Origin of the sequence: Flavobacterium sp. TR2 (genome assembly GCF_025252405.1) — a bacterium.
Taxonomy (GTDB): domain Bacteria; phylum Bacteroidota; class Bacteroidia; order Flavobacteriales; family Flavobacteriaceae; genus Flavobacterium.
The window spans coordinates 2,308,293-2,334,282 of record NZ_CP104307.1; the positions used below are offsets into that span (position 1 = coordinate 2,308,293).

The following is a 25,990-nucleotide window of genomic DNA, read 5'->3' on the forward strand; positions in this document are numbered from 1 at the left end:
TAAAAATGATTGTTCTTAATTTATACTTGTAAAACTAATTGGTAAGCTATTGTAAACGATATCATTAACAGAATCATTAATGTCAACGAAACTCAAATTAGGATCTTTTTCGTTATTTTTTATTGTTGGAATTCCAATAGTTAATGTGTAATTTTCCAATACGAATTTGTTGTATTCCTCTGATGTATGTTCTTTACACTTTATGTATAATGGATGTTTTGTAAATTCACCTGTCTCATTATTCTGAAGCGTCTTTAATACGTCATATTCATTGTGAGTGAAGGTAATAGACTCAAAAGTTTCAAAAATGGCATCGGTTTCAATGGAATCTTCTAATTTTGAGTAAGTAAGAAATTTAATAGTATCGGTAATATTTTCATTATCAGGAATTGAAAATTTACTTAATTCAAAATTTCTGATTTTAGAGGTTTTTACAATTTGATTTAAGAAGCCAATGTGTGGATTTTCAGCATTTTCGTAGTCATAATCGCTGGTTTCAAAATCTAAATTAAATTTACCTTTACCAATTATAGCGATAGGATTATCACTTTTCCTTTCTGAATTTTTGTATACAACTTCATCTTTATAAGCAAAAAAGGTAACGTGGTTTTTATCAATTGCGATACCAGAAGTTGGTAAATATGCTTCTCCTTTTGCGGAATCAATGATAATAGGGGAGTTAATAGAAGAATAAGTGTAAACTCTAAAGTCGCCATCAACTAAATCAGTAAATCCAAAAATGTTGTTCATTTTAAGAGAGAAAAAATTATTCCATATTGATGATATATTTTGTTGATCGTTACCATTACCCTTCGTCGATTTTTTTAGAAGAAAATAGTTTGATCCTAATTTTTGATCATCATATTTCCAATTCTTTAATTTAATAGCTTCAGAGTCTTCAAGCTGAATCGAATTACTGCCGTTACCATCAGCAATTATGAAATGTTTTTTTTGCGTAGTATCTTTCTCAGTTGAGATTTTTCCAACATAAGAAGATAAAAAGTTTGCATTTTCAGGGCTGCCAATTCCAATAGGAATTTTGATATGAAACCACTTTTTGCTATTATTATAAGTCTGATTAGTAATTTTAAGAATTGGCCAATCAGTATAATAATTCATATCAGTATATACAGGATCCTTGACAGCACTATCTGCTGAGTAAAAACCAACTCTTAGTTCGTCTTTGAACTTAAAGAAGTGATTGTATGAAAAACCCCAATCATCTCTGATATCAATATAAACCGTATTTTTATTGTAAAACTTCTTTAAGAAGTTATCACCGCTATCGGCACCTTTTATTCTTAATCCCTGATTTTTTGTGGCACCATAAAATGCTGTAATATCAACATAGTTTAAGATTTCTTCTTTCTTAAATCTATTGTTGAATTTTAGTTTTAGTTTTTCAACTTCGGTTAAGTTTTCGCCAATAACCAACTTATTAATTTCAAGAGTATGGTTTGAAGCCTTTAATAGTTTTAATGTTGGCTCGTAACCAATCATATCAAGTATTACTTCAATTCCTGCAAGGGTAGATCCTCCGGCAAATTTTCCAATTTGGCATCCTGCTTCAACAATCAATGGATGGAAGCTGTCTGTGTCATCAAAAAATATTTTTTCGATAAAAGTAGTATCTGGAAGTTCTGAAAAGTTGAGACCTAAGCAATCTGGCTTAGCAATTAAATCAGTGCCATTTTTTGCATTTAATTTATCTTGTACTTCTTTTATGACTTTAAGAATATTGTTTGAATCCCATGTTCCATCAGATTCTGGAATGTTTTGAAGCGCATCAACTAATGATAATTTTTTAATTCCTCTGTAAATAAACATTTTTACAGGAAAGCCACTCACATAAGTATTCAATGGCAGCAATGCGATGTTTAATAATGAAGGATTGGTATTTGGCATTGCCAGTACTAAGGATTTTGTAATGGCATAGGCTGGAGCATCCTCAGATACTGAAAAATTATTATCTAAATTGTATTTTTCAACAGTTCCTACGTCGGGTTGCTGTCCAAAAGCCAATTCTGCTAATTGATCTGTTTCTATTGAACTTTCTTTTGTAAAAAAATATATTTTTGACATATGTTTATTTTTATACTCTAAAACCCATTTGAAAATTTTAGAATGAATTATTTTTAAAATTGTTTATCTAATTCTAGAATAGCCTATAGAATCTTGCAATTGGTTTGACTGCATAGTAAACCACCATCAAAAGAAAAATCCTCCCCAGCCAAATCTGCACTTTTTGCCAAAAAGTCAAATAGTTTACAAATTTTGTGGTGTTGATGGTTTTTACTTCGGTTTCTTTTACCTGTTGTGATTTCCAGCGGGCGTAGAGTTCCTGCTCTTTGAGTTCGCAGTCTACGTTGAGTTTGTTGTTCTCAAGACGAACCTTTGGGCTTTTTAATGTACGCCCTGGTTCGGCCTGAGTAACATTCTTAACAACTACTTTCCCGTTTTGGCATTCCAGCAAAGCTTTATAAGAGCTGCTGTCTTTCTGAATTTTAAAAACAGTATCGTGTACCGTTTCTTTGATAGTGATCGTTTTTGCTTTTTCTTCACTTAGAACCGGTTTCGGGCTTTTGCACGAAACCAGAACTAAGGCTAAAAAAAACAAAAAAACAAGACGTTTTAAATTAAGTATCATAAGTTATAATTTGATTTTTTGCTGATTTTTAGAGTCTTAAAAAGCCTTTAATGCTTTTAATCTCTCTTTTTCTTCTAGCCACTTTATAGCCTTCGCGGCCCCCCATATCGTTTGTATTTCCTTCAATGGTGTAGATAAGTGATCCAGCGACTTTATCGACAATTCCGGTATGACCAGTTCCATTTTTAAAATCGATGATAAAAACATCGCCTGGCTGAGGTTCTTTTTTTACCAAGGCTTTGCTCGAATTGTATTGGTCCAGTACGCCGCCTGTTTTCTTCAAAGGATTTTTGACACCTAATTGTAATGCCGCCTTTTGAGTACACCAGTACACAAAAGCCATGCACCACGGATATCCCTTTGAGAGTCCGACACTTCTCAAATAAATCTCGACTTCAGGACCAGAATTGCTGTTTCGCGGCATTTCTTCAACGCCAACCTGAGCAATTGCATTTTCTAAGGTTTTTTGGGCTAATGTCATTGCTGTTTTCCGTTTAGTTGTTTAAATTTTTGTAGTTCATCGACTAATTGCTGATTTATCAGCATCAGTTCTTTATGCTGTATTTCCATTTTTTTGATGGTTTCGGTTGCAGAGGTCAGTCGTGCAGTAAGGTCATCAAGTAAGTCGCGGTAATATTTTACGGCGCTCACGGCATTATCAAGTTCGGCTGCTCTGTCCTCAGCCAATGATTTCCTCATCGAGAAAAACCAAGTAATAAATGCGGCAAAAAATGCGGTAAGAGTGGGGTATAGAAACTGTTCCATTTAGTGTTTAAAAAATATGCGTTAGGATTGAATTTTGTTCTGAGAGAAACAGCTTTTGAGTAATGTTATTTGGAAGAAATAAGGCCTTAAATTTCTGTATTAATCTGCTGCAGTTGTTTCTTTTTGTGGGTACAAAGATTGCCCTAAAAAAACAGTAAAAAAAACGAATGAAAGGTCTTTAAACACTTGTATTCTGGCGCTTTACAGAGTTGTTCAGTCAACGAACAGCAGCTGTTTTTAATGCAAAAAAAGACACATCTTTGCAGAGCAATTCAGACGCAATAGCAGTTGTCAAATAAGCTTAACTGTTTATAAAGTTTTGTTCTGATTTTGCATTAGTTCATCAATTTTTTTGAGCTCGGAAGTAATCGGAGTACAAAGAATCTCGTACAATGTAGTACGCGAAATCGGGTAGACTGGATAGATGTATTTGCGCCACACTACAGTAGTCGGAATATCTTCGGTTTTATGTTTTTGATACAATTCCTTGATAAGCTTGTAGCGTAAAAGTTTATTTTTTTGGATTCCAAGACTTCTGTTGTTCGATATTGCCATAATGAGAGTAAAAAAAAGATTAAATGAATTGTTTTTAGATTAAAGTAGTATTGCCTTCAAGGCATAAATGAATAATATAAGTGACATCACAGATAGCCAAAACCATTTGATCCTAATATATCAATGGCAGCTCTTTCTTCTAATGCCGAAATGTTCCGGAGCTTCGTCCTGAAGCCATTCTGTCATAAGAACTTAATTGTTTAAGTCTGCAGAGTCCGCGCAACAATCCTGCTCCAGTATTTTAAAAATGCTGGAACATCTCGGGAAAAAGAATGGTTTTGAGTTATTTGATAAGGGCAGTAAGCGCCCGCTTTTTCGGTTCCTGTTTTCTTAATCTTTTGAGAAAAACAGGAACCTTTTTTATTTTAAAAAGCTAAAAAAAAGATATATTTTAGGATAGATTTGGACTTGGCAGTTATTGAAGGCTTATATTTAAAAAACAAGTATTTTAATTCCTATAGTTATTTTTAAAATACTTGTTTTTTTAAGAAGGAAAACAGATTTTAGTATCTGTGATGAGTCTTTTTTTTGCGCTCATCTAGGTATTGTTTAAAAGTAGAAGTGATCTTGAAATTAATCCATTCGCGAAAAGTTAGGATGTGTTTTAAGTTTGTGGCAATTAGTAAGGCTCCTAAAAGTAAAGAAGCGTAAATGTCATTGTTTGGTTGCATTGATTTATAGTTTTTGGGTTGTTTTTGGTAGTGTTTATGTGGGTTTTTTAAACTTAGATTGCGTCCTATTTTCTTTCCCCTACAGCGCTAAATTCATCTTCTTCTATAAAAGGATCTTCGTAATAAGGCTTAAAATCATATTTTGCAACAAGTCTGGTGACATCTTTTATTTTATTCTCCAGAGCTTCTGAAACTGGTCTTGGCTCGGCATCGGCATTTTCTAAAATATGCATCCATTGAAAACGTTCCTGATTGATGCAGATGCGTTCTCCAGCCGTAAATGTTTTTATTTTTTCTGAGCAAAACTGAAGCGCTATGTAAAGCTGTGCAATACGCTCTTTAATTTGGTAATTATTCATTTTTTCGTAATTGTAAAATGGTTTTTAATTTTTTTAAATCATACTCGATAAGACTTCTTTCCGCACTGTTCGGATTCTTAACGAGCCAGGATTCCAATTCCTGTATTTTTTCAATTATTTGTGAAATAGTCATTTCGATTTAGTTTTAAGATTAATAGAGTTTTTCCAAAAATTATTTCGAACATCAAAACAGGAGCAAAACTTTTTTGAGGTATTTGTATTTTGTTTGTAGTCAGTGTTTTATTTGCTAAAAAGAAAATGATTTTGAGTTTTCCCTTTTTTAATTGGCAGAAAATAAAGAAGTGCGCAGAGGAAAATCAAATCGGAGCTTTTATGGAAAAAGTATAAAACCTGTAAAATGGTTTAGATCGCCAATTTTCAAATTTCTGGCAATAGTTTTACATTCTCTTGGGTATTTTATAAACTGTAAAATGTTAAGTTGGATTAGAAGAAAAAGCCTGTAAAAAATAGATTGCTACAGGCTTTTTTTCTTTGTGAGGATTTTAGAGAACGTATTTTTTAAGATTTTGATTTTAAATCGTTTACCGATTTGATGCCGCTTTTATCACAAAAACAATGTGAATTTAATTGTGAAAGGCAAAGATGTAAACTTTAAATGCTTAATAAAAAAGCGTGCAAGGTGTTTGAACATTCGTGTTCGAAGTTTTTACAGATTTGTACAGTAAAGCAAATGCTTTTATTGGAAGTCTAATTGTCAGTATGTCGGGAGTTGTTGTTAAGCCGTTTTTTGGCTCAACTCTTCAATTTTTTTCAATTCAATGGTTATGGGAGTACAGAGAATTTCGTATAATGTCGTTCTTGAGATTGGGTAAATAGGATAAATGTATTTACGCCAAACTACCGTAGTTGGAATGTCTTCAGTTTTGTGCTTTTGATAAAGTTCTTTTATAAGTTTATATCTAAGTAATTTATTTTTCTGAATTCCAAGGCTTCTTTGATTAGATATAGGCATAGTAAAATGATTAAATGTTTTAAAATAAATGAATTAATGTGCTTAACGCTGTTGTTTACCCTGCTAAGAATAAGTGTTTTTAAGATGGCGTGTAATTTTTCTTGTGGTATTTTAAGATCTATTTGTAGTTCTCTTTTTGCGCTCGTTTTGATACTGTTTGAAAGTGGTGCTTATCTTGAAGCTCAGCCATTCTCGGAACATCAAAATCGGTTTTAAATTGGTCGCTATTAGCAATAAGGATAATAGGATCGATGCGTAAATATCATTATTAGGCTGCATGGTTCTGATTGTTTTGCTGGTTAAAAAAGTTAAAAGCATATCCTTGTAAAAAATCTACAGATGACATAGATAGCGGGATATTGGTTCTTACCCCATTGTCGTCAATTCTGCTAGCTTCTATAAACCAACTCGAACGCACAGGCTTAAAAGAAGAAGCGATAATTTCGACACCATCCGTAAATTCTTCATTGTTAAACTCTTTTGTTAGTTTTTGAAGTTCAAGAACTCTCGAGCCTTTTAAATTTCCTTTGGCATCTTTTTTTAGAAGGTTAAAAACAATTTTTACCAATGATGCTGTCTCTTTACTCGTAGAAAGTGACGAAATATAATTTTGAACTTTTTCAATGCCAATAGTTACCGTATCGTCCCAACCCTCATTTATGCGGTATCCAATCGTTATTTCTTCCTTATCGTTAGAGAAAGTATGCGACATTTGTTTCTCTTTAAAACCATAAACCTGATTTTTTAAATCCAAAATGGTCTCAAATAATTGAAAAGTTTCAGTTTTGGCATTTCTCATCATTTCCGATGTTTCGTGCAGTCTTGAAAGCGCTTTAGGAATGGTTTCTGCAACTAGTTTTTTGTAAGCATCTCTTTCTTCATTCTTTTTATTTTCAATTCGGTTCAAAGCATCTTTTAATTCCTGAGCAGAAAATTGAGATAAATCCATAGGGGCGTTGATTGTGTTTGTTAAAGAAGTGTTCATAATGGTTTGTTTTTAATGTTGTGATAATTAGTTGTACAATACGATTTCATCTTTAAAAGGATCGCCGTAATAAGGCTTAAAATTGTGCTGTAAAGCAAGTTTGGAGACCTCTTTTAATTTGTTTTCAATGTTTTGAGAAACGGGACGGGGAGAAGCGGTCTCGTCATTCAAAATATGCATCCATTGAAAACGTTCCTGGTTAATGCAGATTCTTTCTCCGGCTGTAAATGTTTTGGTTCTTTCAGAACAATATTGAAGAGCCAGATACAATTGCGCAATGCGCACTTCGATTTGATTTTTATTCATGATCTTTATTTAATAAGGTTTTTAATTTTTTGATATCAGAGGTTATTAAGTTTCTTTCAGGACTGCTTGTATTTTTAATGAGCCATTCTTCTAATTCCTGAATTTTTTCTTTGATTTGATAGGTCTTCATTAGGCTAGTTATTTAGGTTTCGTGATTAATATTACATGGTATTCGTAGTTTTATTCCTATTTGGCGTAGTATGTAAGTTGTTTTTGTTTTGAGTGTTTTTATGTGTGTAAGTGTTTGATAATTATTTATTTGTATATAGTTTCTTGCTGATCTATAATTTGTCTGCTGCATGAATTTGTTAAAATTTCTGTTGTTTTTAAACTTTATTTTTCTTTACTTTGCAAATATAATGTAAAATTATACATCAAAACAAATTTTTAACGTAAAAAAATACGATTTTTTATGGGGTCAACTGATAGGATGAGAGAGTACCTTGATTACAAAGGGATTACTAAGTATAAGTTTTGCAATGATTTGGGCTTTTCTAATAAATTTTTAGATAATAGTAGCAATATGGGTACCGATAAAGCGTGTAAAATTTTACATCATTATCCGGAAATCAATTCGGAGTGGCTTTTGACGGGTAACGGCCCTATGATTAAGGAAGATAATACAAGTGTGATGATTATGAATACAGATAGAAGAACAGTAGATTCTATCCATATGAATCAGGAAATACCATTGTATGATCTCGAAGCCGTTGCTGGATTAAGGGAATTGTTTAACAGCGGTGAGCCGCAAAGAGTTTTGGATACCATAAAAATTCCGAATCTCCCTAAATGCGATGGCGCAATCTCGGTCACGGGAGATAGTATGTATCCGTTATTGAAATCTGGGGACATTGTCTTGTATAAAGAAACTGAATTTGAAAATATCTTTTTTGGCGAAATGTATCTCTTAAGTGTAAAGCTAAATGAGTGGGAAGAATATATTACAGTAAAGTATGTCCAGAAATCTGAGCAGGGTGCAGAGTATGTGAAATTGGTTAGCCAAAATTCGCATCATCAGCCAAAAGATATTCATATTTCAAAAATATCAGCTTTAGCGCTTATAAAAGCTAGTATTCGAATCAATACAATGATGTAAGGATCGGTAAGAATGTTTTTTGCAAGTTTTAGGGAAGCAAAATGTTTTAATATTAAATGTAGTAAAACTAATTTTTTCAGCTTCGGAGAAGCGAAATGTTTATAGCAAAGGGTAAATGCCTACAGCATAAAGCTCCGTAGGAGCGACATTTTTAATTTGTCATTTCTATGGACTTTTTTTATTTGTCCTATCTTGATTTTATAAATATTTGACCTCACTGGGTTTTGTAAAAAATATTTTGTCCTAATTTGCCAGTTTTTGAACTTTTTTTGCAAAAAATAAAACGTAAAATTGCTAAAAACTATTTCAAAATTCGTTTAAATTGGCATTATAATCATAAAATTTATATTAAAAGTCAAAATGACAATAACTTATCGAAATGTAGTATTTACTGAATATTTCGTTTTATTTAAGCGTTAAAAAAGAGATTTATTGAAAAAAAATTTTACTAAAACGTTTTTGTAAGCTTCACTTGCCTATATTTGTGATGTGCTAAAATATTCAACAATAAATTTTTTATCCAATGAAAAAGATTACAATTAGAGATATTGCGAAACAAGCAGAAGTTTCTATTTCTACTGTATCTTTTGTTATCAATGGAAAAGGTGAAAAAATGGCTATTAGTCCGACTGTAATCAAAAAGGTTCAGGATGTAGCACAAAAACTGCAGTATAAACCAAGTATGATTGCCAGCAGTTTACGAACTGGAAAAACGCGATCAATCGGACTTATTGTAGAGGATATTTCCAATCAATTTTTTGCTGATTTGGCTAGAGTGATAGAAGACGAAGCAAAAAATATCAATTACAGAGTTTTTTATTGCAGTACAGGCAATGATAATGATCGTTCAGAAGAGTTGATACAGAGTCTTTTGCAGGCAAATGTTGAAGGTTTTATTATTACGCCGACTCAAAATTTGGAGAAAACAATCAGCCAGCTTTTAAAACTGCAAAAACCTGTTGTGCTGATTGACCGATATTTCGCCAATCAAAAAGTAAGCCATGTGGTAATGGATAATTACGAAGGATCTTACTCAGCAACTAAATTTTTAATCGGTAAAGGAAGAAAAAAGATTGCCGTTGTAAACAATGAGTCAGGAATGATTCAGATGAAATTAAGGGAGAAAGGTTACGTTGAAGCGTTAAAAGAGGAAGGAATTTATAACGAAAAGTATACGCTGCACCTAGATTATCATGCAAATGAACAAAGCAGAATTGAGGCAATTATAAATTTCTTCAAGGAAAATAAAGAAATAGATGCAGTTCTTTTTTTGGCCAACTATCTTGGCTTGGCAGGACTTCAGGCTTTTAGGATGCTGAAATACAAAATTCCCGAAGATGTTGCCGTTATAAGTTTTGACGATCATGACAGCTTCAAACTGCATACCCCCACAATCTCAGTCATTGCCCAGCCAATTGAAGATATTGCAGTCAAATCGATACAGCTGTTAATGAGCCAGATGACAAATTTTGAGGATTATAAAATAGAAAAGGTTCTCAAAAGAGGAACATTAATTGTGAGAGAATCGGTTTAACAAACACAATATTCTAAATCAAAATTCGATTTTAAAAAAGAGCAAGGCTTTTTTTTAATCATTTCACTAAAACGATTTAGTAAGATTATTTCTTGATTTGCTTATGATTATTAGCCATAAAAACGAAAACAGTCATCGCAATAACTTGTTATTCGGAGCTGTAAATTGAAAATAGAGTTCAAATTTTTACTAATTATTTAAAAAAAACGCAAACAAAACAAAATCAAAACCAATAACCAAAAAAAACGCTTATGAGACGAATATTAGCAGTGTTAGGAGTGATATTGCTTAGCAGTTTGAGTGCTGCCGCGCAAAATCGATTAATAACCGGCATAGTTACAGATGCAGAGAACAAAGGAGTTGTAGGAGCATCAATCGAAGTTCAGGGAAAACCATTTAGTGCTATTACAGATGCCGAAGGCCGATTTAGAATGAATGTTCCCGATGGTAAAGTGACCCTTAATGTATCTTCTATAGGGTTTAAGCCGCAATCAGTGGCACTTCAAGAAAAAGATACAAGAGTGGCAGTTACTTTAGTAGAAACTACACAAGAATTAAAAGATGTTGTCGTAACTTCTTTTGGTGTAAAAAAACAAAAGAAAAGTTTAGGTTACGCAGTTGGAGAGCTGAAAGGCGAGGATCTGACAAAAAATAAAGAAATTAACTTAGGAAACGCGCTTCAAGGTAAGATTGCCGGAGTAAACGTTTCTGCACCAGTTACGGGACCATCTGGTTCGAGCCGTGTCGTAATTCGTGGAGCAACTTCTGCATCTGGACTTAACCAGCCGCTGTATGTTGTAGACGGAATTCCTATTGACAATACACAGCAGGGAAATGCAGGAATGTGGGGTGGTGCCGATAAAGGAGACGGTATGTCATCTTTTAACCCAGATGATATTGCTTCGATGTCTGTATTAAAAGGTAGTGCGGCTTCTGCTCTTTATGGGTACAGAGGATCAAATGGTGTTATCTTAATTACAACCAAAAAAGGTAAAAACGGAACAGGAATAGGAGTAGACTTCAGTACAAACTCTTCTTTCAATACACCTGCGAGCCTTTTAAAATGGCAGGATCAATACGGTGCGGGAGCTCCAAATGCGAGCGGTGTGCCAACCAGATTTACGAATTTGCAAGAACTGAGAGATTCATATTATTTTGCATGGGGAGATAAATATGATGGGACGCCTTCATTATCGCTTGATGGCAAAACAAGACCTTATCAAGCTTATGGAAAAGATAATGTGGAGAATTTCTACAGAACTGGATATTCTTTCAGCAATACTTTAGCAATTTCTGGAGGAAACGAATCAACAAACTTTAGATTGTCTTTCGGAAATACTAAGGACGAATCTATTATGCCAGAAACTACTTTTGGAAGAAACAACGTAGCTTTGAGTTTAAATTCGGCTCCAAATAAAAAAATCAGCATTGAGAGTAATGCTCAATACATTTCTGAGAAAAGCCACAATCGTCCATATTTGAATGATTCGCCAAGAAACCCTTCTTTCCCAACTACTTTCATGACGCCAAGTTCAGATATTAGATGGTTAAGCAATCCTTATGATGCTAATGGAGGCGAAGAAGACTTTTTAGGAGCAAACGTATATCATACAAATCCTTATTTTGCTACAAAATCGCCTTTAAATGACGACCTTAGAAAGCGTTTTATCGGATCGGCAAAAGTAAATTACAACATTACAGATAAAATTTATGCTAAAGCTGTTATTGGTATTGATGATATTAATTATGAGTATACTGAAATTGAACCTACTGGAATAAATTACAATCCAGGCGGATCTATTGAGAACAGAATTGAAACGCGTTCTGAAATAAACGCTTCTGGTTTCTTAGGCTACAAAGGAGATATTGCTAAAGATCTTTCGTTAGATGCTTTTATTGGAGCCAACCGTCAGCATAACAGATACAGCGGCATCAAAATGAAAGGAAACAACTTTATTGTTCCATTCAAATATTTCTACGGAAATACACAGCCTGATAAAACAGAAAAATTATTCTCTGAAAGCGAAGTAAACTCTCTTTTCTATTCTGCCGATCTTGGGTATAAAGATTTCTTATTCTTAAGCTTAACAGGCCGTGAAGATTGGTTTTCAACTTTAGATCCTGCAAACAACAGCACTTTCTATCCTTCTGTGAGTTCAAGTTTCATTTATTCTGAAGTTGTTGGTCTTCCTGAGTGGATTTCGTACGGTAAAGTTAGAGCAGGCTGGGGTAACGTTGGAGGAGCATTGCCAGATGCTTATGCTTTAGCATTGACGTATACAACGCCAGACGGACAGACAGATTCATTAGGACAGCCAATCTTGGGTGTAAATGGAGAAACAATTCCAAACAGAACTTTGAAACCTTATAATGTAAGCACAATAGAGTTTGGTTTTGAAAATACATTCTTCAATAACAGAGTGAGTACAGATTTGACTTTCTACAGCAAGAAAACTACAAATGATATTACAGATGCTGACGTTTCTCAAGCTTCTGGTTATAGAACTACAAAAATCAACGTTGGTGAAATCTTGAACAAAGGGGTAGAATTTGCTGTTAATGTGAAAGCAGTGAAAACACCAAGCTTTACTTGGAGCGTAGGCTATAATTTTGCGTACAATGACAGTGAAGTTTTAAATCTTTCTGATAAAATCACAACAAAATCATTAGAAGGAAACAGAGACGGAAGAGCTTCTGTAGTTTTAGAAAAAGGACAGCCTTTTGGAGTTATTAAAGCTTATGACTATTTAAGAGATGCAAACGGAAATATTGTTTTAGATACAAACGGTAAATTCTTGAGAGGAAATTTAATCATAGCAGGACAAGGTGTTGCGCCAATGTCTATGGGACTTTCAAATGATTTCTCATATAAAAATTTCACACTTTCGGTTTTTGTTGATGCTAAATTTGGAGGAGAAATCTATTCGGCTACAAACCAGTTAGGAACACGCTACGGATTATCTGAAATTACACTTCCAGGTCGTGAAGGCGGTGTTGCAGTAAGCGGAACAGATGTTAACGGAAATCCGGTTAATAAAACAGTTTCGGCTTATGATTACTGGAGAAGCTACAGTGATGTAACATCAAACTTTGTTTACGATGCTGATTTTGTTAAGCTTAGAGCAATTTCATTTGCTTACAATTTCCCAAAAGCATATCTGCAAAAAACGCCATTCCAGTCTGTTAGTTTAGCATTCTCAGCTCATAATTTATGGACTATTTATGACAAAGTGCCAAACATCGACCCTGAGTCAAACTACTCAAACAGTAACGCTCAAGGTATGGAGAGAGCTTCAATGCCTTTGACAAGAAACTATGGTTTTGCACTTAATGTGAAATTCTAATACTTAAGAAAGATGAAAAATAGATATATAAAAATATTTTGTGTCGCAATTGTAGGTGCTTTGACATTAGCTTCATGCGATAAAGGATTCGAAGAAATGAATAAGAATCCAAATGCTTTAACAGATCCAGCAGTAAAATCAATGTTTACACTTGCTGAGATTTATGTTGACGGACAAGATTTTTCTAACACAAGAGGAAACAATTTATATGCAGCTCAAATCGTGCAGCAGTTTTCTTCGCTTGGAGGGCCAGGTTCAAAATACACCTATTCTTCTGAATATTCTGCAGCGCTTTTTGGCGAAACTTACGGTAAAGGATTAAATCAGATTTTCCAATTATTATCTGTAGTTGAGAATACGCCAGAGAATTCTAATATGATCCAAGCTTGCAGAATCATGAAAGTTTTCTTGTTCCAAAAATTAACGGATACTTATGGTGAAGTTCCTTATTTCGACGCTGGAAAAGGGTACAACGGAAACGTATTTTCTCCAAAATATGACACACAAGAAGCCATCTACAATGACCTTTTAAAAGAATTGGACGAAGCTGGAACTGCATTGGATGCAGGCAAACCATTTGTTGGAAACGCCGATTTGTATTACCAGAGCGATGTCGCAAGATGGAAAAAATTGGCAAACTCACTAATGTTAAGAGTAGCCATGCGTTTGTCTAAAGTAAATCCAGCGAAAGCAAAAGAATTTGTAGAAAAAGCCTATGCAAAAGGAGTTTTTACATCAAATGATGACAGTTTGGTTTTAAAGCATGATGCAGGTCCTGCGGGAGTAAAAACCAATCCGATTACATCTTCTTGGGTTAGAAACGATTTGAATGGAGGAGAATCTAACATTAAATTCAGTAAAACATTTATCGATTTGTTGAAAAACACAAACGATCCTCGTTTGAGAATTTATGCAAAATTGGAAGCAACAGGAAACAATAACCCAGCAAGTCAGCAAGGTTTGGCAAATGACGCAAAAGAATTTCCAGGCGGAGACAAAAAACTGTTCTCAGATCCAAACACATCTACAGTATTGCGTTTAGACGCTCCAACATTAATCATGTCTTATGCTGAGGTTCAGTTTTTATTGGCAGAAGCATCAGTAAAAGGATGGAACGTAGGCGGATCGGCTCAAACGTATTATGAAAATGGAGTAAGAGCAGCAATGAACATTTTAACCATTTTTGGAGATAAAGTGCCTGCAGTTTCACCGGCAGAATACAACACTTACATTACAACCTATCCATTTAAATCTGCAGGAACAGAAGCGCAGAAAATTGAGCAGATTATCACTCAAAAATGGATTGTATTATTATTCAACGGTTTTGAAGCATTCTCAGAATACAGAAGAACTGGCTATCCAGTATTAGTTCCTGTTAATGATCCAACTGGAGATACAAAAGGAACAATTCCGAGAAGATTAATTTATGATCAGTCAGAACTTATCACAAATGAGGCTAATTATAAAGAAGCAATTCAACGTCAAGGTTTAGATTTAATGACCACAAGAATCTGGTGGGATAAATAATTTTTAAATTGGTTGGTTAGTTAGGATAAGTCGGGTACTGAGCATACCCGGCTTATTTTTAAAATCATAAAATTGATTGATCTGAGAAGTATAGGATTGAAAAATTATTTTACAGATTTAAATGCTTTTTTTTCGCAGCAAACAAATGCGATTCTGCTGAAAAAGATGGATTTTATTTTCTGGATTTTAAAAAATTTCAAAACGGTATATTTAAAGTTGATTTCAATTATTTGAATTTAAAGGCAATCCATATCAAAATCATAATAAAGCATAAGGCAGTGGTAAAGAAAATATTTCTAGTTGTATTTAGAGTTACTAACAAAGAATAAATTCTAGGAGAAGGAACGGCAGTCAGTTCTTTCCTTCTCTAAACTGCCAAATTACTTACCTTTTTGCTAAATTTAGAAGGTAATAATATAGTACTCAGTAAAATGAATTATCAAAATAAACTTCATTGGATAATGTGCCTTTGCCTGGCAAGTTTTACATCAATTGCTTTTGCGCAGAAAATTGATTTAAAAAATAATTGGTCGTACCGTGAAGAAAAAACACAGAAATGGCATTCGGCAACTGTTCCCGGAGAAATTCATACCGATTTGTTAAACAGCAAATTAATACCCGATCCATTTTACAGAGATAACGAGGAAAAACTGCAATGGATTGAACGCAAAAATTGGGAATATAAAACAGTTTTTCAGGTTACGGCAAATATGCTGAAAAAGAAAAATACAGAATTAGTTTTTGACGGATTAGATACGTATGCATCTGTTTATGTAAACAATCAGCTGGTTTTAAAAGCCGACAATATGTTCCGTCAATGGCGTGTTGACGTTAAAAAAGCCTTGAAATCTGGAAATAATAATTTGCGAATCGTATTTCAATCGGCACAAAATGTAGTCGATTCGCTGGCAAAAAAAGATGATCCATTTGTAATTCCAGACAATCCTCGCGCCTATGTTCGCAAGGCGCAATATCATTTTGGTTGGGATTGGGGACCAAAATTTACAACCTGCGGAATATGGAAAACGCCAAGATTTGAAGCTTACGACGAAATAGAACCTGAGAAGCCTTATGTTTTAAATCGAAAAATCGAATTGATACAAGATAAAGACAGTCTCGGCCGCTCTTTTTATTTTAAAATTGACGGAAAGCCAGTTTATATGAAAGGAGCCAATTACATTCCATCAGACGCTTTTCTTTCTAGAGTAACCAAAAAGGAGTATGAAAAAATAGTTTTATCTGCCAAAGAAGCCAATATGAATATGCTTCGCGTTTGGGGAGGCGGCATTTATGAAGACGATTATTTCTACGATTTATGCGATAAATACGGCATAAACGTCTGGCAGGATTTTATGTTTGCCGGAACAATGGTTCCGGGAGACGATGCCTTTTTTGATAATGTAAAAAAAGAAGTTCAATATCAGGTCAAGAGATTGCGCCATCATCCGAGCATTGTTTTATGGTGCGGAAATAATGAATCTGATGAAGCTTTTAAAAATTGGGGCTGGATGAAAAGCTTCAAAATTTCAAAGCAAGATTCAACCAAATTATGGAAAGATTACACGCGTTTATTTCATGACAGTATTCCAAAATGGGTAAAAGAAGTCGATGGCAAACGTCCATATTTAAGCTCTTCGCCATTATATCATTGGTCAAAAGCAAAAAGTGTAACCGAAGGAGATAGCCATTATTGGGGAATTTGGTGGGGATTGGAAGATATTGAAGCCGTTCAGAAAAAGACAGGACGTTTTGTAAGCGAATACGGAATGCTGTCTTTGCCAAATTATAATTCAATTGAAAGTTTTACTTCTCCAGAGGATCGACATTTGTATTCAGATATACTAAAAGTACATTTAAAAGCGGGAAAAGGTTTTGAAAAATTAGACACCTATCTTGGTAAGTATTTCATCGATGCATCCAAAATAAAAAACATGAATCTGGAAGATTATGCCTACTTGAGCCAGTGTATGCATTATTATGCAATAAAAAACATTGTCGGCATTCATCGTGCTAAAGCGCCTTACAACATGGGAACTTTAGTCTGGCAGCTAAATGACTGCTGGCCTGTAGCGAGTTGGAGCATTACCGATTACAATAATCGACAGCCCAAAGCAGCTTGGTATGCCATAAAAGAAGCATACAGAGACGATATAAAACCAGAAACCGATTTTACGCATCCAAAAGATTTGGCATTAGAAGACCCAAAAATCAGTTGGGAGATAAAAGGAAATAATGTAATTGTGAAAGCGCAGAAAATGGCAAAATACGTTTGCATTTCAATGAAAGGGTATAACGGAAAATGGAGCGACAATTACTTTGATTTAAAAGCGGGAGAAGAAAAAACAATTTCGTTTGAAGGCAAAATAGCGAAGCCTGAAATTAAGATTTATTCTTTGTTTGAGGTTTTAAAGAGGTACTAAGGTTCTAAGGTGCTGAGGTTCTAAGTTGCAAAGGGGCAAAGGTTTTTCGTAGAGACGCCCTGCGGTGCGTCTTACGCTGAGGTGCTAAGTTGCAAAGCGACAAAGGTTTCCTGTAGAGACGCACTGCGGTGCGTCTTACACTGAGGAGTTAAGGTACTGAGGTTCTAAGTTGCAAAGTGACCAAGGTTTTCTGTAGAGGCGCACTGCAGTGCGTCTCCTTACGAAGATGAGAGTTCATTTTTTTATCATAACGTTCTATAAATTGACCGTAGAGACGCACCGCAACGTGTCTAACACACAGAATAAAAAATTAAAATATATGAGAATAGCATTTAGCGGATTTTTGGCATTAGGCTTACTTTTTGCCAATCCGATAATTTCACAGCAAAAAAAGGCAAAACAAACAGATGTAAGTTATACGCAATATGTAGATCCGCTTATTGGTTCGGCGGGTCATGGGCACGTATTTGTGGGTGCAAATGTTCCGTTTGGAGCCGTGCAGCTTGGACCGGTAAATATTTTTGAAGGCTGGGACTGGTGCAGCGGCTACAATTATGCCAGCAATACGATTTTAGGTTTTACGCATACGCATTTGAGCGGAACGGGAATTGGCGATTTAAATGATATTCTCGTTTTACCTGTCAGCGGAAAAGTCGGCTTGACCAAAGGAACAAAAGAAGATATGGCGAACGGTTACGGTTCATATTTCTCTCATAAAAATGAAGTTGTAAAACCAGGCTATTACAGCGTTTTATTGGATAAATATAAAATCAAAGCCGAACTGACAGCCAGCGAAAGAGTCGGTTTTCATAAATATACTTTTGAAAACACAGACGATTCACACATTTTAATTGATCTTGCTGATGGAATTGGCTGGGACAGACCCGTAAAAACGTTCATTAAAAAAATTAGTGCAACTAAAATAGAAGGCTATCGCTATTCTTCAGGATGGGCAGCAGATCAGCGCATTTATTTTGCAATGGAATTCTCTGAACCAATCGCAAATATGATGGTTTATGACAGTACAGCTGTGGTGAAAGGAACAGAAGGCGAAGGCCTAAAAATAAAAGCAGTTTTAGATTTCAAAACCTTAAAAAATAAACAGATTCTGGTAAAAGTCGGAATTTCTCCAGTTAGTGCAGAAAATGCATCTGCTAATATAAAAGCAGAAATTCCGAATTGGGATTTTGAAGCGACTGTAAAACTGGCGGATTCAAAATGGAACAAAGAGCTTAATAAAGTTCAGATCAAAGCAGACGAAAAAACAAGGAAAGTTTTCTATACGTCATTGTACCATACAATGTTTGCACCTTCGATTTTTAATGATGGCAATGGAGATTACTTAGGAACAGACAAAAAAGTCTACGAAAAAGCTAATTTTACCAATTACACCACTTTTTCGCTTTGGGACACTTACCGCGGACTGCATCCATTATATACTATTACGCAGCCTGAAAAAATCAATGATATTGTAAAATCGTTTTTAGCGATTTATCAGCAGCAGGGAAGATTGCCTGTTTGGCATTTAATGGGCAACGAAACCAATACGATGAACGGAAACCATTCGATAGCCGTTATTGTCGATGCGTATTTAAAAGGATACCGCGATTATGATACCGATCTAGCATACGAAGCCATTAAAAAAACGGCAATGCAAACCCGAGACGGAATGGACTATGTTCAGAAACTAGAATATATTCCAGCCGATAAACTTTTAGAATCTGTCGGAAACGCTTTAGAATATGCCATAGATGATTACTGCATCGCCTTAATGGCTAAAGCTTTAAACAAAACAGACGATTATAATTATTTTACCAAAAGAGCCAATTTATACAAATTGTATTTTGATAAAGAAACCACTTTTATGCGCGGTAAATTGGCAAATGGCAATTGGAGAACGCCATTTAATCCGCTTTCATCGGCACACCGTAAAGACGACTATGTTGAAGGAAATGCATGGCAATACACTTGGCTGGTACCGCAAGATCCGTACGGTTTGATCGATTTGTTTGGGAGCGAAGATAAATTTATCGCAAAATTGGATTCGCTTTTCCTGTTGACAGATAAAGTAGAAGGCGAGGACGTTTCGCCAGATATCAGCGGTTTGATTGGCCAATATGCTCACGGAAACGAACCCAATCATCATATTCCGTATTTGTATGCGTACGCAGGACAGCCTTGGAAAACAGCAAAATTAATTCGAGAAATCGACGAGAAATTCTACTCAACAAAGCCAGACGGATTATGCGGCAATGAAGATTTAGGACAAATGTCGGCTTGGTACGTTTTATCTTCTATGGGGTTCTATTCGGTTAATCCGGCTAACGGAATATATGTTTTAGGAAGTCCGTTGGTAAATAATGCTGTAATTCATCATAAAAAAGGAATTTCATTTACGATAAATGCCGTTAACAACAGCGCTTCAAATATCTATATTCAAAAAGCAGAATACAATGGAAAATCTTATGCAAAATCCTATATCACACAAGAAATGATTGTAAAAGGAGGAGAGCTGAAATTGTATATGGGAAGCAAACCATCAACTACATTTGGAGTTAAGAAAGAAGACAGACCGCTTTAGGATTTTAGATTTTAGAATATAGATTTTAGATTTCCTAACAGGTTTTAAAAACCTGTTAGGTGTGATTTAAGTTTAAGATTTATGGTCGCTTTGTCAAAGTTTAGACGGTAGAGATTCGCATTGTATAAAAAAATAAATGCCTAACAGGTTTTAAAAACCTGTTAGGTGTGATTTAAGTTCAAGATTTATGGTCGCTTTGTCAAGGTTTTAAACTTTGACAAAGTTTAGACAGTAGAGATTCGCATTGTATAAAAAATAAATACCTAACAGGTTTTAAAAACCTGTTAGGATAACAACACAGAGTATGAAAATAAAAAGTTTAATTTTTTTAGGAATTTTACAGTCCTCTCTTTTTTTGAATGCACAGGTAAAAGCCTTAGATCCTGTTGAATATGTAAATCCGTTAATGGGAACGCAGTCTTTGCACAATCTTTCAAACGGAAACACTTATCCTGCCATTTGCAGACCATGGGGAATGAATTTCTGGACGCCGCAAACAGGGAAAATGGGCGACGGATGGGCTTATACCTACACGGCAGAAAAAATCAGAGGATTTAAGCAGACCCATCAGCCTTCGCCTTGGATGAACGATTATGGTCAGTTTTCGATTATGCCTGTTACAGGTAAATTGGCTTTCGCCGAAGAGGAAAGAGCAAGCTGGTTCAGCCATAAAGCAGAAGTTTCAAAACCTTATTATTACAGCGTTTATCTTGCTGATCATGATGTTACGACTGAAATTACCACAACAGAAAGAGCTGCGCATTTTCAGATTACATTTCCCGAAAACGATAAATCTTCTATTGTAATCGATGCTTTTGATAAAGGCTCTTACATTAAAATAATTCCATCAGAAAATAAAATAATCGGCTATACGACACGCAATAGTGGCGGAGTTCCTCAAAATTTTAAGAACTATTTTGTGCTCGTGTTCGATAAAAAGTTTGAAACCAATTCAACTTGGATTGATAAAGTTTTGACTGCTGATAAGTTGGAAGCAGAAGGAAACCATGTCGGGGCTGTTGTTACATTTAAGACCAAAAAAGGAGAAAAAGTAAATGTTAGAGTGGCGTCTTCTTTTATAAGTCAGGAACAGGCAGAACTGAATCTGAAAAACGAATTAGGCACATCGACTTTTGAGCAAACAGTTTCACAATCTAAAGCGGAATGGAACAAAGTTTTAGGAAAAATTGCTGTAGAAGACACCAATGCAGATCAGCTAAAGACTTTTTATTCCTGCTTGTACCGTACAGTTTGTTTTCCTCAGAAGCAATATGAAATCGATAAAGAAGGAAAAATTGTGCACTACAGTCCATACAACGGAAAAGTGCTGCAAGGTTATATGTACGCAGGTACAGGATTTTGGGATACTTTCCGCGCTTTATATCCTTTGTTAAATCTGGTTTATCCTTCTATAAACAAAGAAATGCAGGAAGGGTTAATAAACGATTATAAAGAAGGAGGATTTTTGCCAGAATGGTCAAGCCCAGGTTTCAGGGATGTCATGGTAGGAAATAATTCAGCTTCGGTGGTTTCAGATGCCTACATGAAAGGATTGCGTGGCTATGACATCAAAACTTTGTACGAAGCGTTATTGCATGGTGCGAATAATGAGGGGCCAATGGATGCTGTGGGCAGAAAAGGAGTTCAATACTACAATGCTTTAGGGTATGTTCCATATGATGTGAAGATCAATGAAAATGCAGCGAGAACATTAGAATATGCTTATGATGATTTTGCGATCTGGAAACTGGCAAAAGCATTAAATCGCCCGAAAAAAGAAATCAGCCTCTATGAAAAACGAATGCTGAATTACAAAAAACTCTTCAATCCGTCAATTGGATTAATGAGCGGACGAAATAAAGACGGCAGTTTTCCAGCCAATTTTAATCCGTTCAAATGGGGAGATGCTTTTACCGAAGGAAACAGCTGGCATTACAGTTGGAGCGTTTTTCACGACATTCAAGGCTTGATTGATTTAATGGGGGGCGAAAAGAATTTTACAGCAAAATTAGACGCTGTATTTACAATGCCTCCAGTTTTTGATGACAGTTATTACGGATCTGTTATTCATGAAATTCGTGAAATGCAGATTATGAATATGGGGCAATACGCGCATGGAAACCAGCCCATCCAGCACATGATTTATCTGTACAATTATGCAGGCGAACCTTGGAAAACGCAATATTGGTCAAGGGAAGTCATGAACCGTTTGTACAAACCGACTCCAGACGGCTATTGCGGAGACGAAGATAACGGACAGACTTCTGCCTGGTATATATTTTCAGCAATGGGATTTTATCCTGTGTGCCCAGGAACAGAAGAATATGTTTTGGGAGCGCCTTTATTTAAGAAAACAACTTTACAGTTAGAAAACGGAAAACAGCTTATTATCAATGCGCCAAACAATTCAGAAACTAACAAATATGTAAACGAATTGAAATGGGATAATGCTCCTCATTCTAAAAATTACATCAACCATTTTGATGTATTAAAAGGAGGCGAATTAAATTTTGATATGACAGATTCTCCAAATTTTAAAAGGGGCACAACAAAAGAAGCATTTCCATATTCTTATTCAACTTCAAAATAAAAAGATATGCAGTCACGTAGAAAATTTATAAAAAACGCAGGCATTTTTTCAGCAGGATTATTGGCACTTCAAACAGAAGCTTTCGGATTTAATTCAGAAGCTTTTTCCTTCCCGCTAAAAGATTTTGTTTCAAAAAGACCTCCTGTTGCCGAAAGAAAATTTACAAGCAAGGCGATAGAAGCTGCTATCGTACGCATTAAAAAGCAAATTGCCAATCCAGAACTGGCGTGGATATTTGAAAACTGTTTTCCAAATACATTAGACACCACAGTCGATTTTGAAATCATTGACGGAAAACCTGATACCTATGTCATTACAGGAGATATTGATGCCATGTGGCTCAGAGACAGTACAGCACAGATCTGGCCGTATATTCCGTTTGTAAAAGAAGATCCAAAACTGGCTGAATTGGTAAAAGGAGTAATTAATCGTCAAGCGAAATGCATTCTGCTGGATCCGTATGCAAATGCTTTTTATAAAGATTTTACGAAGGAAAGCGAATGGAAGCATGACCTTACCAAAATGCAGCCTGGAATCCATGAAAGAAAATGGGAAATTGACAGTTTATGTTACCCAGTTCGATTAGCGCACGGATATTGGAAGGAAACCGGAGATATCAGTCTATTTGATGCAAAATGGAAAGAGGCCATGCTTTTAGTCCTGCAGACGTTTAAAGAGCAGCAGCGAATGGACGGTAAAGGCGGACCATACAGCTTTCAGCGTCAGACAGCTTGGGCAACAGATGGTGTCCCATTAGGAGGTTACGGCTATCCTGTAAAACCTTGCGGATTAATTGTTTCGACTTTCAGGCCAAGCGACGATTCAACTTTATTCGGTTATCTGATTCCGAGCAATATGTTTGCTATTGAAATATTAGGCTATCTGATTGAAATTTTCTCTCTTCCAGCGCTAAAAGACAATGATTTGGTTGCGAAAGCCACAAAATTAAGAGATGAGGTTCAAAAAGGATTAGAAGAACACGGAATTATCAATCATCCAAAATTTGGCAGAATTATAGCTTTTGAAGTAAACGGATATGGCAGTTTCCACATGATGGACGATGCAAATGTGCCGTCTTTATTGTCGCTGCCCTATCTAGGTGCCATTGCTCCAAATGATCCTTTGTACCTTAATACAAGAAAAGTGGTGCTCTCAGAGAATAATCCGTTTTTCTACAAAGGAAAAGCAGGCGAAGGCATTGGCGGCCCGCACACAGGAGTCGATACCATTTGGCCAATGAGTATTGTTTTGAGAGCGATTACAAGTGTCGATGAAAAAGAAATAAAAGCCTGTATCAGTAATTTGATCAAAACCAATGCCGACACAGGATTCATGCACGAATCGTTTCATAAAGACGATGTAAATAAATTTACCCGCAAATGGTTTGCTTGGGCAAATACATTATTTGGCGAAATGATTGTACACACCAGTATTCATTATCCTCAAATTTTAAAAGATAAAAATATCTAGTACTAAAAAGCTAAATAAATAAAAATGAATACATCACACGCCATTGGGCTGGATATAGGAGGAACGCATATTACAGCTGCAGTTGTTAATAAAACAGAGATGAAAGTTTTGGACTATTCGCTCTGCAAAGAATCTTTTGATTCGAATATGCCAGCAGATAAGGTCATGAAAATCTGGAAAAAAGTAATCTGCACCGCAATAGAAAATTCTAAAGTAAAAGACATTACAGGTATCGCAGTCTGTATGCCGGGACCATTTGATTATAAAAATGGCATCTGCTGGATTAAAGGCCAATCAAAATACGAGCATTTTTACGGGTTAAACATTAGAGAATTGCTTTTGGAAACACTTGGTTTTCCTGCAGATTTTCCAGTTCTTTTTGAAAATGATGCCGTTTGCTTTGGAAAAGGAGAAGTCTTTAAACTACAGGAAAATCTTTCTAAAAAAGTAATGGCTGTTACTTTGGGGACAGGATTAGGAGCTTGTTTTATTGATAAAGGAGTTTCGATCAGTTCAGGAAATTCTGTTCCAGCTGATGGAGAAATATACAATCTGCCTTATAAGGATAAAATGGCCGAAGATTATGTTTCTGTTAGAGGCCTTTTGTCACATTACAAATCTTTAACGGGTACGGAGCTTAATAATGGCTTGGAACTTTATGGTTTGGCAAAAGATGGAGATCAGCAAGCAATTCTGGTATTTGAAAGAATGGGAGAGGATCTAGCGGCTGTTACTATTCCGTGGATTAAAAGCTTTGCAGCAGATCATATCATTATCGGCGGAAAAATTGCTAATGCAAGCGATTTGTTTTTATCTTCATTTAATAAAACAATTCAGGAGTCTGGTTTAAACATAGAAGTCTCCATTTCAAATGACAATGAAATCGCAGCGTTACTAGGAGCAGTCAGTTTTCTTTGCGATTAAAAAAACAAAAAAGGATGAGGTTTTAATGAACTCATCCTTTTTTGTTTTAAGCCTATACTAAATAATGTTTTCAGCTTTTTAACTGTGTCTGCATAATTTTAAGCAATGCAAAAGCTTAGAAATGTATTTTAAAAGCAATAAAAAAAGTCTTTAAATACTCGTATCTAAAGACTTTTTAATTTTTAAAGTTTCTTCTGAAACTTCTACTGGCGGAGAAAGAGGGATTCGAACCCCCGGACCTGTTACAGTCAACAGTTTTCAAGACTGCCGCATTCGACCGCTCTGCCATTTCTCCAGTATGTCGCTATCAGTGCCTGATTGCGGGTGCAAAGATAGAATGTTTTTTTGATTGCAGAAATTTTTTTGATACTATTTATGAAGAAAAATGATATCCTCATCTCAAGTGAAAGAAATCCTGTCTAAAATTTAAGAGTAAAGAAATAATATACAGCGTAGTAGAAATGACAATGGCTAGAATAAGAAATCTTCGATGAAGGCTGTTTTCTGGCCACTCCACTTTTTTATAACACTCAATTAGAAACTTTAAAGTATTTTTACCCTATAATAATCCTAAGTTTTTAGCTTTTTCTATTAAATCTTTATCGCTTCCTTTTCCTTTTAACAGCTGATCTTTAATGTTTGCTTTTCTTTTCTCTATAGCACTCATCGAAAGAGGAATATAATCTGGAAGATTTACCGTTTTTACTCCCTCAGAAATTAAAATTAAAATTTGGTTGTCATGATTATCCCAATTTATGTTTTTCTTAAATAATTCTCTTTGGGATTCTACTATTGTACTGCTCCTAAATATTTCGCCATCAATAATATTTTTGCAAATCACAGGAAATGATTCAAAATTGATATCATTTTTTGATATAAAGCCTTCAGGTCTTATGCCTTTTATTATTTTGTCCACAGTCAAAGGCTCACTGCGCATTGTAAGAAGAACTATTTTACATTTTGTGAATTTTTCTTTTAGAACAAATGCTAAATCAATACCGTCATTAATATTTAATTGTTTATGTGGGGGCAGATTTATATCAAGCAATGCGATATCAATATTAATATTCTGTTTTAGGTTTAAAATAATTTTATTATAAGCATCTTCACAATTATAGCTCTTTATAAAGTTTGGAGTATTTTCTTGAAATTGACCGTCGGATAAAAGGTTGACATAACTATCCACAGTCATCGGATGGTCGTCGACGATTAAAATATTTAGGTTCATAAATTGTGTAATTGG

19 protein-coding genes and 1 tRNA gene are annotated in these 25,990 nt (G+C 35.1%); 9 read left to right on the forward strand and 11 right to left on the reverse strand.

Features of this window, described 5'->3' with window-relative positions; translation table 11 throughout:
* Positions 1-15: 15 nt before the first annotated feature.
* The 9 genes from N4T20_RS10365 to N4T20_RS10410 form a co-directional block, all read right to left on the reverse strand.
* A complete protein-coding gene (locus tag N4T20_RS10365; RefSeq protein WP_260672927.1) occupies positions 16-2,082 on the reverse strand; it encodes a hypothetical protein in 2,067 nt (688 codons plus the stop codon).
* Positions 2,083-2,155: 73 nt separating this feature from the next.
* On the reverse strand, positions 2,156-2,647 hold the full coding sequence (locus N4T20_RS10370; RefSeq protein ID WP_260672928.1) for a hypothetical protein: 492 nt from the start codon (positions 2,645-2,647) through the stop codon (positions 2,156-2,158).
* A gap of 28 nt (positions 2,648-2,675) precedes the next feature.
* On the reverse strand, positions 2,676-3,128 hold the full coding sequence (locus tag N4T20_RS10375) for a CHAP domain-containing protein (protein ID WP_260672929.1): 453 nt from the start codon (positions 3,126-3,128) through the stop codon (positions 2,676-2,678).
* The gene (locus N4T20_RS10380; RefSeq protein WP_083219804.1) at positions 3,125-3,412 is read right to left on the reverse strand and encodes a methyl-accepting chemotaxis protein; all 288 of its coding nucleotides are present in this window, start codon (positions 3,410-3,412) and stop codon (positions 3,125-3,127) included. The genes N4T20_RS10375 and N4T20_RS10380 overlap by 4 nt, the downstream gene beginning before the upstream one ends.
* A 1,291-nt stretch (positions 3,413-4,703) precedes the next feature.
* On the reverse strand, positions 4,704-4,997 hold the full coding sequence (locus N4T20_RS10390) for a hypothetical protein (protein WP_260672931.1): 294 nt from the start codon (positions 4,995-4,997) through the stop codon (positions 4,704-4,706).
* Positions 4,998-5,733: 736 nt separating this feature from the next.
* Entirely contained in the window at positions 5,734-5,970 is a 237-nt protein-coding gene (locus N4T20_RS10395) for a hypothetical protein (RefSeq protein WP_260672932.1), read from the reverse strand.
* 268 nt (positions 5,971-6,238) lie between these two features.
* Positions 6,239-6,955, reverse strand: coding sequence for a DUF3164 family protein (locus N4T20_RS10400; RefSeq protein WP_260672933.1), 717 nt, complete (start codon positions 6,953-6,955; stop codon positions 6,239-6,241).
* A 27-nt stretch (positions 6,956-6,982) separates the two neighbouring features.
* Positions 6,983-7,261 carry a hypothetical protein gene (locus N4T20_RS10405; protein WP_260672934.1) on the reverse strand — a complete coding sequence of 93 codons (279 nt, stop codon included), beginning with the start codon at positions 7,259-7,261 and terminating at the stop codon, positions 6,983-6,985.
* On the reverse strand, positions 7,254-7,391 hold the full coding sequence (locus tag N4T20_RS10410) for a hypothetical protein (protein WP_260672935.1): 138 nt from the start codon (positions 7,389-7,391) through the stop codon (positions 7,254-7,256). The genes N4T20_RS10405 and N4T20_RS10410 overlap by 8 nt, the downstream gene beginning before the upstream one ends.
* A gap of 300 nt (positions 7,392-7,691) precedes the next feature.
* Between N4T20_RS10410 and N4T20_RS10415 the strand changes: the two genes are divergently transcribed.
* The 9 genes from N4T20_RS10415 to N4T20_RS10455 all read left to right on the forward strand — a co-directional run bounded on the left by N4T20_RS10415 (position 7,692) and on the right by N4T20_RS10455 (position 24,747).
* Positions 7,692-8,357, forward strand: coding sequence for a S24 family peptidase (locus N4T20_RS10415; RefSeq protein ID WP_260672936.1), 666 nt, complete (start codon positions 7,692-7,694; stop codon positions 8,355-8,357).
* 523 nt (positions 8,358-8,880) lie between these two features.
* Positions 8,881-9,891, forward strand: coding sequence for a LacI family DNA-binding transcriptional regulator (locus tag N4T20_RS10420; protein ID WP_260672937.1), 1,011 nt, complete (start codon positions 8,881-8,883; stop codon positions 9,889-9,891).
* Positions 9,892-10,142: 251 nt separating this feature from the next.
* The gene (locus N4T20_RS10425) at positions 10,143-13,235 is read left to right on the forward strand and encodes a SusC/RagA family TonB-linked outer membrane protein (RefSeq protein ID WP_260672938.1); all 3,093 of its coding nucleotides are present in this window, start codon (positions 10,143-10,145) and stop codon (positions 13,233-13,235) included.
* A gap of 12 nt (positions 13,236-13,247) precedes the next feature.
* Positions 13,248-14,762 carry a SusD/RagB family nutrient-binding outer membrane lipoprotein gene (locus N4T20_RS10430; RefSeq protein ID WP_260672939.1) on the forward strand — a complete coding sequence of 505 codons (1,515 nt, stop codon included), beginning with the start codon at positions 13,248-13,250 and terminating at the stop codon, positions 14,760-14,762.
* 431 nt (positions 14,763-15,193) lie between these two features.
* A complete protein-coding gene (locus N4T20_RS10435) occupies positions 15,194-17,182 on the forward strand; it encodes a beta-mannosidase (protein ID WP_260672940.1) in 1,989 nt (662 codons plus the stop codon).
* A gap of 319 nt (positions 17,183-17,501) precedes the next feature.
* Entirely contained in the window at positions 17,502-19,763 is a 2,262-nt protein-coding gene (locus N4T20_RS10440) for a GH92 family glycosyl hydrolase (RefSeq protein WP_260672941.1), read from the forward strand.
* Positions 19,764-20,067: 304 nt separating this feature from the next.
* A complete protein-coding gene (locus N4T20_RS10445) occupies positions 20,068-22,353 on the forward strand; it encodes a GH92 family glycosyl hydrolase (RefSeq protein WP_260672942.1) in 2,286 nt (761 codons plus the stop codon).
* A 6-nt stretch (positions 22,354-22,359) separates the two neighbouring features.
* The gene (locus tag N4T20_RS10450) at positions 22,360-23,823 is read left to right on the forward strand and encodes a glycoside hydrolase family 125 protein (protein ID WP_260672943.1); all 1,464 of its coding nucleotides are present in this window, start codon (positions 22,360-22,362) and stop codon (positions 23,821-23,823) included.
* Between the two features lie 24 nt (positions 23,824-23,847).
* A complete protein-coding gene (locus N4T20_RS10455; protein ID WP_260672944.1) occupies positions 23,848-24,747 on the forward strand; it encodes an ROK family protein in 900 nt (299 codons plus the stop codon).
* Between the two features lie 207 nt (positions 24,748-24,954).
* Here the strand turns inward: N4T20_RS10455 and N4T20_RS10460 are convergent.
* Both N4T20_RS10460 and N4T20_RS10465 read right to left on the reverse strand, forming a co-directional pair.
* Positions 24,955-25,042: transfer RNA gene (locus tag N4T20_RS10460), tRNA-Ser, on the reverse strand.
* Positions 25,043-25,306: 264 nt separating this feature from the next.
* On the reverse strand, positions 25,307-25,975 hold the full coding sequence (locus N4T20_RS10465) for a response regulator (RefSeq protein ID WP_260672945.1): 669 nt from the start codon (positions 25,973-25,975) through the stop codon (positions 25,307-25,309).
* Positions 25,976-25,990: the final 15 nt, after the last annotated feature.

Coding starts and splice junctions, on each gene's coding strand:
- N4T20_RS10390 (WP_260672931.1), bottom strand. CDS start 4,997: ATGAATAATTACCAAATTAAAGAGCGTATTGCACAGCTTTACATAGCG.
- N4T20_RS10365 (WP_260672927.1), bottom strand. CDS start 2,082: ATGTCAAAAATATATTTTTTTACAAAAGAAAGTTCAATAGAAACAGAT.
- N4T20_RS10465 (WP_260672945.1), bottom strand. CDS start 25,975: ATGAACCTAAATATTTTAATCGTCGACGACCATCCGATGACTGTGGAT.
- N4T20_RS10420 (WP_260672937.1), top strand. CDS start 8,881: ATGAAAAAGATTACAATTAGAGATATTGCGAAACAAGCAGAAGTTTCT.
- N4T20_RS10425 (WP_260672938.1), top strand. CDS start 10,143: ATGAGACGAATATTAGCAGTGTTAGGAGTGATATTGCTTAGCAGTTTG.
- N4T20_RS10370 (WP_260672928.1), bottom strand. CDS start 2,647: ATGATACTTAATTTAAAACGTCTTGTTTTTTTGTTTTTTTTAGCCTTA.
- N4T20_RS10435 (WP_260672940.1), top strand. CDS start 15,194: ATGAATTATCAAAATAAACTTCATTGGATAATGTGCCTTTGCCTGGCA.
- N4T20_RS10400 (WP_260672933.1), bottom strand. CDS start 6,955: ATGAACACTTCTTTAACAAACACAATCAACGCCCCTATGGATTTATCT.
- N4T20_RS10445 (WP_260672942.1), top strand. CDS start 20,068: ATGAAAATAAAAAGTTTAATTTTTTTAGGAATTTTACAGTCCTCTCTT.
- N4T20_RS10380 (WP_083219804.1), bottom strand. CDS start 3,412: ATGGAACAGTTTCTATACCCCACTCTTACCGCATTTTTTGCCGCATTT.
- N4T20_RS10405 (WP_260672934.1), bottom strand. CDS start 7,261: ATGAATAAAAATCAAATCGAAGTGCGCATTGCGCAATTGTATCTGGCT.
- N4T20_RS10440 (WP_260672941.1), top strand. CDS start 17,502: ATGAGAATAGCATTTAGCGGATTTTTGGCATTAGGCTTACTTTTTGCC.
- N4T20_RS10375 (WP_260672929.1), bottom strand. CDS start 3,128: ATGACATTAGCCCAAAAAACCTTAGAAAATGCAATTGCTCAGGTTGGC.
- N4T20_RS10455 (WP_260672944.1), top strand. CDS start 23,848: ATGAATACATCACACGCCATTGGGCTGGATATAGGAGGAACGCATATT.
- N4T20_RS10450 (WP_260672943.1), top strand. CDS start 22,360: ATGCAGTCACGTAGAAAATTTATAAAAAACGCAGGCATTTTTTCAGCA.
- N4T20_RS10410 (WP_260672935.1), bottom strand. CDS start 7,391: ATGAAGACCTATCAAATCAAAGAAAAAATTCAGGAATTAGAAGAATGG.
- N4T20_RS10395 (WP_260672932.1), bottom strand. CDS start 5,970: ATGCCTATATCTAATCAAAGAAGCCTTGGAATTCAGAAAAATAAATTA.
- N4T20_RS10415 (WP_260672936.1), top strand. CDS start 7,692: ATGAGAGAGTACCTTGATTACAAAGGGATTACTAAGTATAAGTTTTGC.
- N4T20_RS10430 (WP_260672939.1), top strand. CDS start 13,248: ATGAAAAATAGATATATAAAAATATTTTGTGTCGCAATTGTAGGTGCT.